The organism is Rhizobium sp. CSW-27 (genome assembly GCF_018760785.1).
GTDB lineage: Bacteria > Pseudomonadota > Alphaproteobacteria > Rhizobiales > Rhizobiaceae > Neorhizobium.
Genome location: NZ_JAHHZO010000007.1, coordinates 299,191 through 314,543, shown reverse-complemented (window position 1 = coordinate 314,543; position 15,353 = coordinate 299,191). Strand labels below are relative to the sequence as shown.

Annotated in this window: 11 protein-coding genes; 3 read left to right on the top strand and 8 right to left on the bottom strand. The window is 56.9% G+C overall.

What is annotated here, in order from left to right:
- Positions 1–142: 142 nt before the first annotated feature.
- Positions 143–2,326, top strand: a complete 2,184-nt coding sequence (locus tag KLP42_RS15890) for a hypothetical protein (protein ID WP_252193030.1) — start codon at positions 143–145, stop codon at positions 2,324–2,326.
- 386 nt (positions 2,327–2,712) lie between these two features.
- Here KLP42_RS15890 and KLP42_RS15885 read toward each other — a convergent pair whose 3' ends face one another.
- The 7 genes from KLP42_RS15885 to KLP42_RS15855 all read right to left on the bottom strand — a co-directional run bounded on the left by KLP42_RS15885 (position 2,713) and on the right by KLP42_RS15855 (position 11,826).
- Positions 2,713–3,426 (bottom strand): hypothetical protein, encoded by a 714-nt coding sequence (locus tag KLP42_RS15885; RefSeq protein WP_215567794.1) that lies wholly within the window; start codon positions 3,424–3,426, stop codon positions 2,713–2,715.
- Positions 3,427–6,288 (bottom strand): HsdM family class I SAM-dependent methyltransferase, encoded by a 2,862-nt coding sequence (locus KLP42_RS15880; protein WP_215567792.1) that lies wholly within the window; start codon positions 6,286–6,288, stop codon positions 3,427–3,429. It abuts the gene before it with no gap.
- A gap of 22 nt (positions 6,289–6,310) precedes the next feature.
- A complete protein-coding gene (locus tag KLP42_RS15875) occupies positions 6,311–6,505 on the bottom strand; it encodes a hypothetical protein (RefSeq protein ID WP_020918833.1) in 195 nt (64 codons plus the stop codon).
- 176 nt (positions 6,506–6,681) lie between these two features.
- Complete coding sequence (locus tag KLP42_RS27275; protein WP_353844884.1) at positions 6,682–9,612, bottom strand: SEC-C metal-binding domain-containing protein; 2,931 nt, start codon at positions 9,610–9,612, stop codon at positions 6,682–6,684.
- Positions 9,609–10,877 carry a YiiX/YebB-like N1pC/P60 family cysteine hydrolase gene (locus KLP42_RS15865; RefSeq protein ID WP_215567791.1) on the bottom strand — a complete coding sequence of 423 codons (1,269 nt, stop codon included), beginning with the start codon at positions 10,875–10,877 and terminating at the stop codon, positions 9,609–9,611. The genes KLP42_RS27275 and KLP42_RS15865 overlap by 4 nt, the downstream gene beginning before the upstream one ends.
- A gap of 35 nt (positions 10,878–10,912) precedes the next feature.
- Complete coding sequence (locus tag KLP42_RS15860; protein WP_215567789.1) at positions 10,913–11,440, bottom strand: RES family NAD+ phosphorylase; 528 nt, start codon at positions 11,438–11,440, stop codon at positions 10,913–10,915.
- Positions 11,437–11,826 carry a hypothetical protein gene (locus KLP42_RS15855; RefSeq protein ID WP_215567787.1) on the bottom strand — a complete coding sequence of 130 codons (390 nt, stop codon included), beginning with the start codon at positions 11,824–11,826 and terminating at the stop codon, positions 11,437–11,439. Before KLP42_RS15855 ends, KLP42_RS15860 begins: the two co-directional genes overlap by 4 nt.
- Before the next feature lie 245 nt (positions 11,827–12,071).
- Here KLP42_RS15855 and KLP42_RS15850 point away from each other — a divergent pair, with 245 nt between their 5' ends.
- Positions 12,072–13,655: a hypothetical protein gene (locus KLP42_RS15850; protein WP_215567786.1), complete on the top strand. Its 1,584-nt coding sequence runs from the start codon at positions 12,072–12,074 to the stop codon at positions 13,653–13,655.
- A gap of 15 nt (positions 13,656–13,670) precedes the next feature.
- The gene (locus tag KLP42_RS15845) at positions 13,671–14,000 is read left to right on the top strand and encodes a hypothetical protein (RefSeq protein ID WP_215567784.1); all 330 of its coding nucleotides are present in this window, start codon (positions 13,671–13,673) and stop codon (positions 13,998–14,000) included.
- Positions 14,001–14,125: 125 nt separating this feature from the next.
- Here the strand turns inward: KLP42_RS15845 and KLP42_RS15840 are convergent, their stop codons facing one another.
- Positions 14,126–15,247: a hypothetical protein gene (locus KLP42_RS15840; protein WP_215567782.1), complete on the bottom strand. Its 1,122-nt coding sequence runs from the start codon at positions 15,245–15,247 to the stop codon at positions 14,126–14,128.
- Positions 15,248–15,353: the final 106 nt, after the last annotated feature.

Sequence of the window (15,353 nt, the reverse complement as noted above, 5' to 3'; positions counted from 1 at the left end):
TTCATCCATGACTTCAAGCATGGCATCAGCGCCATCTCCAACCATCCCGTTCCGCTCCTGTCGATGAAGGAGCATATCTCGCGGCCTTGGTCAGAAAAGCAAAGGTGGCCTGTTCGTCGCGCTCACGATCGTTAGTGGCCGTATGGATTGGACGGCCATTGGCGAGGCATGCGGGATCGAAAACGAATTGACGGCCGAATTGAAGAAGGCGCTCCGTCCGGGACTGGACGCGATTATCCGCTGGCTCGGCGAACCACCTGCCGTCGACGACATACAGTCGATGAAAACACGCACGAAATCGCGCAATACCGCTCGGCGCAAGGCAGAAACTGCGACGCGTTCCAGGCCGCGACAGATCGTTTGCGACAAGATCCCGACTACCTCTTCGTCAGAGCCGAGGGGACCACAACCGAAACCCATCAGTCCTTTTCCTGAGCCATTGTTTGAGGCGACCGATGATCCGGCGAGCTTTAACGATGCGCTCGTTTATCACATGCGCCGGTTCGGCGAGAGCTACTGGCAACTCTACCGCGCCGTCGTTCGCCTGGGCGAGACGTTCGATGACAAGACTCTGCTGTCGTGGGTTCAGGGCGAGCGCGTGCCGCGATCTCTGACGAGCTTCGAGATCCTGTCCCGTATCGAGCGGCGCTACCGACTGGGACAGGGCTATTTCAAAGCAAAGCTGCCGCACCAATCCCGCTCCCTATACGGCCATGATATGGGCGACATCAGCGCTGCGGAGCGGCGACGACTTGCGTGGCATCTTCCGGACAATTTCAGCAGCTTGCCGTTCTCCAAGCGGGAAGAAATCCTCGAATGGGTGCGCCGGGTCATCATCTCGGGCTCAACCGACTATCGTCGCTACCAGGCGGCGGCCACCAAACAGCGTTATGCAATTCGATTTCCAGGGATCACCTATGGCGGAGGCACCCTGTCTCCACGACCCCAAGTGAACTCGGACAGCACGAGCCACAATCCCGAGGCCTTTGAAGATCCTGATCTCCTGTCCGGCGTCGTCGATGCGCCGCCGCGGTTGGCTATGGAGATGGCCGATCTGATCCGCTTCAAGACATCGACGCTGACCGCAATCGGCTTCCAACGAAATGGAGTTTGGGGAGAGGAAACCGCATCCCAGAAGGTCGAGCATCTCGGCCTCATGTTCGGTGCACTCGCGGCCTCACCCGCCAGCGTCGTCAAAGGGCGCGGTGTGCCGCTCAGCAAACTAACCTTTGGCCTGTTGATCTTCCCGGGCGTCTGGGACTGGTACCTCCAATGGCGGGAACAGCGCCGCGGCTTCTACACGAAATGGGAAGAAGACATGCTGATGGTGGCGCAAGCTCTCACGCGCGCGGAGGTGGGCTGGATCCGCCAGCATCCGGAGCTCCTGAAGAAGGTTCAGCCAATCGAAGGGCTGATCGCGCCGGAGGAGATAGAGTTCGCAGCGCGAGACTGGCACGGCGCCTGCGACGCATTCCACCGGCATGCTGCCAATCGCTCGAAGGAAATCCAGCGTGTCATGCGCGTGCACCGCGATCCGTTCGAGCCGATCATGGTGGTCCTTGAAGCAGACAGCCCACTTTTGGAATACCGCAAGATCACAGATGAGATCCTGAAGCGTATGCCGGATGAAAACCGCTATCCTCGGGCAGCAGCCGAAGCGGTCCGCTCTTTCCTTTTGCTGCGCCTCGGCCTGCATCTGGGACTTCGGCAAAAGAACCTTCGCCAGCTTCGCTTGTGCCCACGCGGGCATTTCCCGACTTCGGAGCGACGGCTGGAAGACATGAAATGCGGTGAATTGCGCTGGAGCGATCGGGATAACGGATGGGAGGTCCTCATCCCATCAATCGCCTTCAAGAACTCAGGCTCATCATTCTTCGGACAAAAGCCGTTTCGCCTGATCCTGCCGGATTTGCTCGACCTCTACAAATACCTCGAAGCCTATATCGATCGTTATCGCGGTGTGCTGCTCGGCTCGGCAAGGGATCCGGGCACCCTGTTCGTCAAGACGGTGAAGACGACCAGTCTGGACGCGGCATACGATTCGACTAAATTCTATGAAGCTTGGCGGACTGTGATCCAACGCTATGGGATCTACAATCCCTACACCGGTCGCGGCGCCATAACAGGACTGCTCCCGCACGGACCTCATAATCTCAGGGATATTCTGGCAACCCATATCCTAAAGCAGACCGGATCGTATGAGCAGGCGAGTTATGCCATCCAGGACACACCGGACGTCGTTCAGCAGCACTACGGCCGGTTCTTGCCGCAGGACAAAGCGGCGCTTGCGGCAAAGATCCTCAATCAGGTTTGGGAAGCTGCATAGCCGCTCGGATGAACGGCTGATCCACATCGCCCGTGCAGATGCAAACCAAGCCCCGCATCTGCATGGGCCCTGCCGGTCGTCTCCGCCTTGAACGGAATCGAACCCTCACCCAGGCAGTAATTCCCGTGTAAGCCCAGATAGATACAAGGCCATCGAATTTTAGCCTCATGATTTCCCGATTTCTTTTAGGTGCCAATGGGCGAAACGCGTAAGCCCCGCGCGGGATTTGCCCTGAGTCGTCTGCGCACAGATCGCCCCGTCGTCGGTGTTGATGAAGGATCACTTTCAGGGGGCAGACCAAATGGCATTCACTAGCCGACAGCTTTTGCAACCATAGCTCGCGATACCGTGTTGACGAAGCTCAGTCGCTAGCGAGAATGGCTTGATTACATTTCCACCCACAAATGTTCTAGGAGAATTTTGGGTAGGCCCAGTTCGCGATCATGCTCAGATCGTAGAACAGCGACCCTATTGGGGTTGTCGTGCTCGACAACGCTCAATCTATCTCCGACACTCCATCCAATAATGCGCGTTCGGGCAAATCCACGAACCCAGAGATCCACCCTACGGACCCAATTAAGGATATCACCAGCCTGAACATAGGCGATCATCACTGCCTGTTCGTGCGAAGCACCGTGCAGGCCGGCCTTAAAGCGCTGCACGCCGCCGGTGCTACCGCGTGCAACGCGGAGGTACTCGCGTTTATCGCGATCTCTTCCGACCGGTGTCGGGAGACGCTTGCATTCGACCGGCAGGAGTGCATCAAAATCGTCGTGACGACGTCCATCAATCCAGATCACCTCCCCGGCCGGTGCCACCGCGAGATCAATACGGCGGGCTGCCTGTATCTCATCGGGTTCCTCAACGCGAAACTGAAGGATGTCCCAACCATTCGTCTTTCTGGCGACCCCATTCAGATGCGCGCAGAGCTGAGACGTCAGATGTGTCTCGGCGTCCACAGGCCGCCTTCCTTCCCGGTCCCGCCAAATCGGAAGCTGCTGCAAGATAAATCCGACAAGTTCGTCGAGCCAGGTCTTTGGTCGGTGAAGACCAGGAGAAAGACCTCCGGTCTGGATGTCGGCATCGTCGTCCGCCAGCATTCAGAACCCCTGCGCTCGGAGATCGGCGAGGACATCGTCGCTGTCTCGCAAGGCAATCGAGCGCAACCAGTAGCGAAGACGATTGGGCTTCAATAGAAATATGAATCTGCCCTCATAGATTCGGGCTATCCGCGTGACGGCGAGGGAACTGCCCTTCTGCTGGCGCAACAATGCGTCAAGTTTGCCGCGCAGATCGCTATCGCCATCCCATTCAACGGCCCCGCGGCCGAACACGAATGGCAAGCACACAATTCCAGGCCAACGGCGCGGTTCAAGGGCAATAACGGGATTGTCCTTATATATCGCATTGATCTGTTTGCAAAAAACAGCCGCGAAATCAGCAAGATCTTCGCCGACTTCCTCCATAAGCAGCTTTGATTCACTGCCCTTGCGAACGAAGTCACGGTAGTAAGTCACCACGTCGTCGGCAACGATCTGCTCATTTTCGCTGAGATCAAGATTTCCATCCTCTGGAAATGGCAACGCGAGCACGTCGGCGCCCGCAATATTCGTGGCCTTCTGCGTGAACAGTTTCGTACTTACGGCGGCAACGAAGGCGCGCAGGGGAATAGACTGAGCCTTCATCCAATCATGCACGGAATCGAGATCATGCTTAGGCGCTTGCGCAAAGCCGACGATCTGGTTCTTGAACGTCAGATATCCATCCGACCACACGGCGTGAGGCAGATCCATATGCTCCCGGACGAGAAGCATCGGTGGGGTGAACAGGTCCGCCGAACGTGGCCCCTCAATGGGTTTTTCGGGAACCACGGTGATCATTTTCCTATCGATTCCATCGATGGTAAGCGCTTCGGACGGAAGCAGGGGCTTACCGATTAAGTGCTCCGCTTTACGCGAAACGCCCTTCTTACCCTCGACAAAACCCTCGCGCACATGCCACTGCCGCTCTGATGCGTAGTCGTAAAGCGTACGATATTGCTTGAGGCGCTTCACGAGGCTGAATGCGCGCGCCCCTCCGAGAAGGTTCACCCTCCATATCTCAGGCCCAGACTCTGCCAGCACCGTCCTGCGGGGCAGCCAGTGCAGATCGTAGTAGTCGATATCAAACCCCTGTTCTGCATCAGCCCGTCCAACACGCCGGAAAACGGCATGAAGGATTCGCCTGTTTGCCGGAGCTTCGCCAGCTTGCGCCACGACGGCAATGATTTTGGTGTCAGCGCCACCCTTACTGAACAGGCCCCGGATCGAGACAAAATCGAGAATTTCACGGACATCCCAGCGAGCGAAGAACTTGGTCCGAAATGGCGCTGAGCTGGCATTGTAAATGAGATTATATTGCTGAAGCAGCGAGAGCACGCCACCGGCGACAAGTAATTCCATTGCTTCGTGCAGGAACAGGTAGGCGACCTGTTTGTCCGGCAGAGGGCCGTTTGCTTCGATGTATCTGCGATAGCTTCGCCGGGCGCCTTCGGTCTTGAGCGCTGATTCAAACGGAGGGTTGCCGACAATTACCCCAATCGGCTCTTCGATCAGCTTCTTTTCCTTGGCTTCGAAGAAGCATGACTCGATTAGCGTCCGATCCGTGAGCTTTGGAAATAGCTGAACGCTTGCCCTGATGTCCTCCGGCTCCAGCGCATCACAAAGCGCGAGACATAAACTGAAGGCCGCCAGTTCGATTGCGCCGCGTTCGACATCAACACCACGGACACGCTCGATCAAAGAGCGCAGCACGTCGACGCCCGGCTTGGCCCACCCGTGCGTACTGCGCCAATGCAAAACAAGCCTTTTATAGGCCTCGACAAGGAAAACACCCGATCCGCATGCGGGATCGAGGATGAATTCCCCTTTCTCCATCAGCGAATCCAGGCGCTGCCAGCTCAGCGCCTCGTCCAACATAAGCCGCACCAGCGACGGCGGCGTGTAGACCGAACTATCCGTATCGGTCACGAACAACTGGTAGATGTGGCTAATGACTTCGACGGGCAAATCGCGGAACGAATACAATGCCCAAAGATTGAGCTGCCCCCCGGTTTCCTCACGCGCTTCGATCAACGTACTGAAACCGTCCAATTCCGTACTGGTTTCAAGCATTTTCTGGTCGGCATCGTCGATTGCGAACACATGCCCATTGAACCGCTTTTCGAGAGCCTTGAGGAGCTCGACCAGAGCCGGACCATTCGCCAAGACATGGAAAAAGCGCGTCGCGCCCTCCAAGAACTGGCCAAAAAAATCCGACGGCAATGCACCGCGCTCTTCTAAATAAGCAATCAGCAGCGACAGGATGAGCAGCCGGCGGCGAAGCGGCGCGTTGAGCAACCGGCTCGTTTTCAGCCGCCCATGTAACTCGCCCACAGCGTCGACGAGTCGACGGTGCGCCGACTTGGATGACGATAGAAGCAACTTACATGCGGCTGGATCATCCCAAAGCGTGCTGTTTCGCAGCCGCTCCGCATCCCACCACGCTTCGTGTGCACTGATCCGAGAGGCGAGGGTCAACGTTTTGACCGGGTTGCAGATCAGTTCTCCGGAGGAAGTGATGAAGTCCGGCTTATGGGCGCATCTAAACAGCTGCACTGTGCCGGGCAAGCGGCGGTAAAGGAGCGGGACGCCGCCCCAGCTCCAGAGCCTCTTGTGCAGCTCCGCAAAAGACGGGTCATTGGCCGGACCATCGGAAACGAATACGAAAGCCTGAGGCGCGCCAGCCCCGCGCTTGGGGTCTGCTTCGAAAAATACGGCATAGGCACCGTAGGATGCCGCCTTTTCCATAATTGCGACTTCCTCCGGCGGCCGGCCGTCGGAAGAATAATCTTCGACGCGGACAAGACCATCAACGATCTCCGCATTCGGCTCGCCTAGCGAGCCGATCCATGCCGTTGCGTCATCGGTTGCCGACATCACCATGGCCTGACCTCAACCGAAGATGTCATTGCTCACGACGCGCTTTGCTGAGCTCAAACCCCTCACGCAGGAGATCAACCATTGTCATGCCCTGGGCCACAGCATAGCCTTTGAAAGCCTTCTTGAAGTCGACGGGAACTTTGAAGTTCAACGTTTCGAGCTTTTCGGGGGATTTGATGGAACCCGACTTTGGGAAGCTATCGACCTTGCGCTGCGCCACGAATCAGCTCCTCCCAGTTGCCGTGAATCAGGAAATAACAGAATTCGGGATGGCCAGCAATCTGTGAACACAGAAAGACAGAATTCAGTGTTTTGCAAGCCGCGAGTCCCTTCGTGAACAAAAAACAGGTCCGAATGAGAGGCGTTGCCATCTGGCTTTCAGCTTGATGCCAACCATCACGTGCCCCCGTGGCAATGCTTGTACTTCTTACCGGATCCACACGGGCATCGCTCATTCCGACCGATCTTTGGCGAGGCGGCACGCGATGGCACAATCGATGCTTTCCGCCTTCCCTTGTCCAACTGCCTTGCGATGTTGTCGAGCAGACCGGGTGGTGCAGTCCACTTGGGAGGCGCACCAAATCTGCGCAGGTTCGCTATCAGTTCGCGCTGGTTCTCGAGCTCCTGCTGTGCGAGCGGGGCCAGCCCCGATTTGTACGGCTCAAGACGGCGCATTTCGGCCTCCGCGTCGGAATATAGCCCGCAATAGGCCAGTACGACGGCATATTGAGAGCGCACGGAGATGAGGTAGTCGGCCAGCTTCCATTGCTGAAGTTGCGGCAGGACTATCGACTCCATCATGTCACGAGCGCCATCGAAGTCGCGCTTTCGGATGAATTGATCGACAAGATCTTGTCCAACTCGGAACAGAGAATCCGGGGCGCGGGCAAGGTCATAGAATTTCAGCGCGTGAACGCGGGCCAGTGGCGAAAACTTGCCTTCTGCGTCGAGTGCCTTGGCAAGGACATCTAAAGAATCCGCGAGATGCTTGACGTCATCGACCTCAGCTTCTTCTTTCAGCATAGGCTTCAGGTCTGGGGCGTTGTTTCCCATAACCATTTCGGGTGATAGCCCGATAACCTCATAATAATCCTTGATCAGCGGCTGGATACGTCTGATCGCGGCATCTGAGTCTCCGAGCGCCAGCTCGGCACAGGCAACATTGTAGGAAAAGACGCGCTGATGACCAGGTGGCAATGTTTTCACAAGAGGCGCCAGATCCGCGATAGCCTGTTGCGCGGCTCGCCTATTACCCTGGCCCGCCAGAAGGTTCATGCGCTTCATGCCAACGCGAAGCCGCTCCTCAGCACCAAGATCATATGCAGTGATCAGTGCGTCCATTTGATCGAGCCAGGAAGTGGCACGATCGGATCCGGCTTTCATGTCGGCGAAGGCCAGGGCGTCTAAGGCCTTTACTCTCTGGTCAGGTGGCACGTGCTCGTCTTGCGCACCGTGCTCGAGATAGGCTTCAACCTCCGGCCAGACGCCCATCTCATGAAACAGTTCTTCCGTTGCCATTTCGACGAGGATATCGAGACGGCCGACTTCACCCGTAAGCCGGAGGAATAACGAAAGCTTCGTCGGGCTCCAGCTTTCGATGAGGCTTTGCTGAACAACGCGTCTCAACGCTTCCTGGTGGGCTTTCACCGTCTCTGCACCGAGAAGAGCGAGTCGTCCCTTGCCGACAACGCGGGCTGCGTCGTGCAGTTTGATCTTGTCGCCGGCGAAACTTTGGAGAAGGCCCAAGCTCAACAGCTTGCGAAACGACTGCAGAAGCACTGGCCTTTCCGGCCCACCTGCAGCAACGATGTAGGAACCAGCTTCCTCACGTGTCAGGGGTGCATCGCAGAGGCTTAGCAGATCAGCGACCTTGGCAATCGTCACCGGCAACCCTTCGAAGACGCGACCCAATACGAAGTCTTGAGCCATTTCGGTCGTGTGCGTTGCGCGGACCAAGTCACCGCACAAGCGTTTCACCGACCCCTGATAGTCAGTTTCTGCCACCGCGAGAGCATTTTGAACGAACAGTGGAAGGCCACCCGTCAGATCTATCAGTCTCTGGTAATCAGCAGCATCGCCCTTGCAGCCAGCGTCGTGTCCGGCGGCTGCTACGGTATCGGATGCCCATCCGCGAAGATCTTCCCGCTTGACGCCTACAATAGCCTCGATTGCGGCGACCTCTCCTTCCGGACGGCCGAGCAACAGGAAGTTGATATTCCCACCCGCCTGGATCACGCCGACAATGTCATCAGCGGCCAGTTTGTGAATATTGTCCAAGGCAACTGTAACGACGTCTCCGGCTTCGGTGATCCGACGCGAGAGGAGTTGCAAAATCTCCCGTCCAGAGGCGCCCGGCAGGAATATCTCCCCAAGCCGATATCGGTTCCCCGCTAATCGGCCTGCCACCTCGCGCGCGACAGCGTTCGACAAGGCGCCGCCGGGCGTGTCGCCAACATCGAGATAGACTAAAGGACCTACCGCATGCTGCGCTGCTTGCGCCAGCCATGACGTTTTGCCCGCCCCTGAATAGCCAACGATCAAACGGACCCGATCGCCTGTGAAGAGATCCGGCTCATCCTGTTGGACCCGATAAGGAACCGGAGGCACAGGCAGGTCTTGCAATTGAAGCACGAGTTGCTCAAAAAGTGCAGGAAGATCCTTCGTCGTGAACACATGGTCGAGTGAAGCCTTTTCGCCAGTAGCTGCCAGCGTGACGACACCCGCCAGCTTCCACACGAGTGTTTCCGGTGCCAAGGTTGCAAAAGGCAGAACCTCCGCTAGACGGCAGTTTCCCTCAATTGCCTCCATGAGGGACGATTTTGGGGCTGGCAGGATCCTGTCGATAAGGTCCGCCTGCGGCCAATCAATAGTTACGTCGGCTGGCCAATCAGGTTTTGTCATTCGTTGCAATAGGGGTCCGTTCGGCCCAGTGTTGCTGACAATGACGAACCGCGCAGCGCCCTGTCGCTCCGATCGCTCATGCGATCCCCGAAGGTCCGCAAAACGTGACATCGCGCCCTCAATATCATCCCATGCGAGAGCATCTTTCCGATGTTTAACCTGGACATAGATACGGATGCCATCGAGTTGGATTTCGACATCTTCGTCGCTTTCGACAGCAATCTCCCGCGCCGCGATGGTTTCGGCCGACAACAGGCATTGAACCGCATAGAGGTGCTGGAACAGGTAGCCGCGATGCACGGCTTCGATTCGAAGCAGTTGCGCCGGGTCTAAAACATTAGTTCCTGAAGGGCTTAGCTTTTCCAATTCAGCAAATCCTTTTGTATCGCAGCGTTCATCCGCGGTCCCATTCTCTTTCCAGGTCACGGCAGAAACGGCATCAGGACATTGCCCATGCCGCGCCGTATCTCTATGCAGTCACAACACAGACGCAGGGAAGGTACGCCGGGCATCGTCTGAGCGCCGTTCGCAAGGCGGTAGGACATGGCTGGCCGGTCGCCGCACGACGAGCAGACTTCTGGACTGTCTTCCGCAGTGACAACCACGCGCGACAATGCAGCGAGCTTGGGCTCGACGCGATCGACGATCGAATACCAATAGGCGCTGTGCGGCTCGATCTGCTCCAAGTGCTTCTGCAGATCGTCAGGATAGTGCTTCAACAGCCACGCACACGCGACCTCCCTGCGGATCTGATCGTTAAGCACAAGAGTTTCGTACAGGTCCACCAACATGCGGAAGGATTGACCGCCGTGCTGGTTCTCCAGCATCTGCAACTGGATGAGGTTGATGGAAAACCGCACGCCTCCGCTGTAAGCCTCGCTCACTGTACCTATGCAGTATTCACGTATGTCGGCCATCTGCTCGGGCGCGGACATTGCTGCGATTAGGCTCTGGTCGTAGCGCCAAGGGTGAGCCGCTATTTCACCGCGCCACAGATCAAGGTAACCGCTCTCGCGCAGAACCTTTGCAATTTCCGGATCGGACTCAGGGTGCGTCACGAGTAAAGCATGGAGTTCGTTTAGGCTCTCCAAGTCCGGAACGAACGTACGAGCGACATCAAGAATGGCTTTATGGGCCAGATGTGTATCTCGGATCGGGTTACGATTAGTTTCGAGCCAAAGCCATTCTTCCTCGGGCACGGCTTCGGTCTCTATAGGGATTTCCACCAGCAGGTGACTACGTCGTAAATCCTCCGGCGAGCAATAGTCTGCGTCGGGGACGAGATCGATGCCCGCGTTTCTGTAGACGCGGGCCACTAGACGAGAGCAATATTGGCGCTTCGATCTCGGCTTTCGGACAGCAGCGACCGACCGCATGGCCTCCGGCACAGAATACCGAGCACCGATCTCGGCCCGCGCAAAATCGATTACATTTGAAAGAACCTCGCGGGGGAGAGCTTCCTTCAGGCGGAAATGGAAAACCTGCTCGTCATCCTCGAACAACTCCCGCTGCAGGTTGCGCGCCTGGACCCCGTCCGCAGTGGAATCGATAAACGAACCATGCTGCACGCAGATCATCGCGTGAGAAACGATGCCCCCCGTGCTGAAGCGGATCGATTTGCTTATCTTTCCCGGTCGAGCCGTGAAGAGAATATCTCCAGGCTGAACACTGTTGATGCTGATGCGTTTCATTCCCCTCCTCCAAAGCCGGCCTGTATCTATTGCTGCTAGTGCGGCCAGGACGATTGATCTCGCGGCAATCGATTGTCTGGATCGTGAACATGCACGTCATCATCTGCGATGAGATTGGCAGGAAAAATCACAAGATTAGTTCCGCCAGCGTGCCGTAGTGACGGAAAGAGCAGCCCCCGAAGGCCAGCCGAAATGACCTTGTCCGCGAGCTTCCAGGACGGTGGAACCTTTTTGTCAATGCGAGCAATTTTCCGCCATGCGCAGTCCCATTGAGCCCAGGCAACATCCCAATGAAGCGGATCGAAACCTTCCGACAGATCGGCCACTTCGCTCAGCGTGATCTTGTACGCTGCAAGCGTAGCCGGCGGCGCGATGCTCGCACCCTGTCGATATTCGTCCAGCGCGGTTTGGGGGGCCACGGATAGATAGAGAGCCTCGACGCCGGGTCGATTGAAGCGACCGCCATCAACAGCGGCTCCGGCGCCGCTGGTGGGAAGAAACGCCCATTTCGGGGTCAGGTAGCGGTGAAAGACAGCATCCGGGCCAACGCGGATGATCTTCACCCGCGCGCTCCATTCTCCAGGTCCCGAATATACGCAAGAACAGCCTCTATCTCACCATCGGCTACAAGCTCGGCAGACGTGCGGTGGCCATAATCGGCAATCGGTTCATTTCGATACCAGTAGATTGCCTTCGCAAGATCGCCAGTCAGCTCGACGGCCGCAGAGATCGCCTTGATCATTTCCCGCATCCTGCCCTGCAGGCGTTCGGAGGAGGGATTGCGCAGGGTGTTGCGATGAACACCGGTCAATTCTGCAAGGTTCGCGACATTAACACCGAGCGCCTTCGACAGGCGAGACGGAGAAATGTAAGGTGTCCGCGGTTCCTGAAGGCTATCAACAAAGCCAGAAACAACTGCGTAGGAATGTGCTGTCTGAGCCTGTGCCATATCTAATCTCCGCTCAATCTTATGCACAATATATGCACATTCTGGCGCACATCAAGCAAGGCCCTTGATAAATCACGCCTCACGCGTCCTCGAACGGCGCCTTCAACGTTCACAACACTGCCATTTGGGCGCCCGCAGCGATTCACACTCAGCTAGGGCGGGCGGTCGTCGTCCGTAAATCACCAGGCTCATGTCCTCCCGAGGCTCTGTTATAAGTTGCTCTCAGGTGAACCGAGGGGATTCGCGTGGACGACATGACAGATTTCGATCCGGACGACGATCACCGTCATTGGTCGGAGGTGCTGGTCTTTCCGCATCCCGCCAGGCTCGACGACATCGCCATGGATTACTATTTCCGCAGCTACGACGGCAAATGGAGCGAGCAAACGAAGCGGGCGATGAAGGAACTCGGTGCCAAAGGCCTCGAGTTAAACTCCAACTGGGCGTTAGAAAGTCAGATTTGGTCCTGCAGAGGATGCGGGCGTCACAAGCGAGAAATTTTCCGGAAGTCATCGAACGGAATTCTTCTCGCCAAGCTCGAACTGCACCACGACCATTTGTGGGATGAAGGCCTCCGCAGGGCCGAGAAGCTACTCGGACCGGACTGGAGAGAGAATCTGATGGACGGTGCGACGATCGTTCTCGACACGATCCGTACCCTTGTCGTCCGCTTTGACGAGGCCCTCGTCTGCTCGGAATGCAACGCAGCTGACGGCAAGGCGAAGACGGCGGTGGGCACCAATCCGAATTTCAGCTTCGCGGCTGCGGAGATCGCAACCTTCGTCAAGGCGACGCCTCACCAGGACCACGAGATCGATATCGGAGCCGCGAAGGAGGCCTGGGAGGCGGAGCGGCCGAATTTCGAACGACGTCTTGCCATCCTCAACATGTTGCTCGGCGACCTCGCCGCCGGGCATCTACAGCGTCGAACCGAGGGGAGGCTGTGTATCGACCGACGAATGTTTCAGCGCGTCGGACAGACCGAGATACTCTACGATGCCTTCAGCAGGTCGGCAAAGGGCACTATCAACGCTGGACTCTTACAGTCGATGCGCAGCGACTTCCTCGCTCGCTCGGTGCAGAAAGACTTTGTCAGGAGGGAACGCCAGAAGACGGCCGTACGGCATCCGACCGACGAGGAATACCAAAACTATGTCCCCGAGAAAGTCGCAGGGAAATGGATGGAGACCGGCGACGACTGGGCGTGTCCCTGTTGTGCGCGCGGGAAAAGGTCTCTGATCAGGTTAAGTTCGAAGAAGAAGTGGACGGGGAATATCCGCGCCGTCGCCCAGTACGAAATCCTTCTCGACAAGGACGAGATAGCGCTGCGGGAAAGATTATTTCCCCGCTTTCCGAACGACCTTCACCTTCAGCCGATGCACTGGCTCGACGTCTGCTCCGACTGCGCCGACATCGGAACCCGGCTCAGTCAGTCGCGACGCGATTTGGCCGACATCTATCTCACGATCGAGCAGATGAGGGCGAGCCTTCGCGAAGTCGCCGACAACATGGCGCACGTGATTGACTTCGATCTGGCTGCCGAAATGTCAGGCTCGAACTGGCGGTACCGTCACGCTAGGGAGGCCGTGTCAGCGTTCGCCGCTCTCCGAAACACTTTCCGGACGCAGATGGAACACGCCGCCGATCCTGAGTATCTTAGGATGAATCCCTACCTTCGCCAGGACACCTTCTTGAGGCTCGACAGCATCCTAGAATGGGACCACCGGATCGACGACCCCCAGCAGCGTAAAGATATCATGACAATGTTCAAGAACGGAGACTACGGCCTTTTGCTGACCTGGCGGGAACCATACAGTGATAACTTTTAATACGCTTGTGCCAGAGTGGCCAATCTCAAACTGGAGAAGCGATTACGGATTTCACCGCGCTCGTGGAAGAGCACGGCACGCTTGCGCTTATACGCGGCTCCGCCCTCGTTGGGTCCGGCCAGGCAAGCCGCCCATAGGACTGAAGATGCTGCGATCGGGTTCAAGCTTCCCGGATGTCTGCAGATCATCGGCATAACCAGTGAAGTACGCAACAATATCCTGGCCAGGGCCGACCAAGTGGTCGCCGAACTCCGCCGCAACGAGCACGATGCTGGCCGCATGGAGGATTACTCCAGGATGTGTGAGTTCCCGTTTATCGAGCTGCTGCACGAGTTCGTCTCTTGAATTCAAATATTGCGTTCGGGGCAGGTGCGTCCAAGCGCAGAGCTGGCGCCAGGCCGGAGACTTAGCGTATCCGACGACGAGCGGGTGCTGCGCCAGATGCGTGAAGGCGGCCGTCGCTCACAGATTTAGGCCACAGTGAAACGCCGGAGTTTCTGGCGAAGCATTGGCAAAGTCATTGGCTCATCAAATCGAATCTCGACAAGTTGGACCGAATTTTGCTCGCAGAGACTTCTCTTCAATGCATCGCGTTCCATGTTCCGCTTCAGCGCCATTTCTCCTCCGAATGCAGCAATGGCTCTGTAGTGCTGCTCACCATGGTGTTCCAGAGCAAGGCCGATGGCGGGCAGATACACGTCTAATCGTTGGCGCCCCAGCCATGGGGGCGACGCCTCCCTTAGGATAACTTGGTCGGGAAATAGCTTTTTCAGCAGACTGTACATTTCCGCCTCCCTCACCCATCGGCTAAGACCAAGAGTGTGCTGGACTTCGGAACGCGCAGTGGGCTTGTCCATTCCAGGCATCAACATCAGCTGATCGATATACGGCGCGATAAACTCCCCAATATCATCACCGTAGAGATCAGCAGCAGCCTCCGGTCCCGAGCGACGGGCGATACACAGGTGGCATATTTCGTCGATGTAGGTCGCATCCGACAACAATCGAACAACCTGATGGGTCCATGCGCCTGAATGAGACGCAATACGCATAGCCTCTGATATCATTTTGCCATGGGCCGGGCGTGCGCATGAACAGAAACAACGCTCCCCGGTAATCAAATGGTCAAATGCAACAAACTCAAAGCCCTCGATCCCGAACTCATAGCCTTGCGTACGCGGCCCAGGTCGAGGGTTCGCGACCAGCGGCTGCTCAAGGGGAATCGCCTCCATCATTTTCTTGGTTTCAAGAAACATGCTGGGCGGAATCGTCACGTGGTTCAGACGCAGGATGTGGTTTGTTTGGGTTTTTAGCTGCTTCGACCAAAGTCGATGTGACATCAGCCCCGCAGGGCCATAATTTATGGGACTGAGTTGCAAACCCTGCGTGTCAATCTCAACGACGTCAACCATGGTCTCTTTGGTTGTGGAAAAGGCCAGCTCGACATACCAGGTTTCGTATCCGATGTCCGCAAGCCGCGCCAAGGATGCACAGCGCTCCTTGAAATACATCGAGTGAAGCTTCACCGAGGGGATCTTCCGGAGCTCTAAAGTCGCTTGCTGCCGAAGATTTTCGACGAGAATTTGTGTCATCAGCTGTTCGACGGCATCTACCGGCCTCACTCCCACGGTAGCGGCCCTGAGAGCCAACGCTTCGCCAAATTCCCTCTCGGAAAAACCGAAGGAAAGCCGACCACTC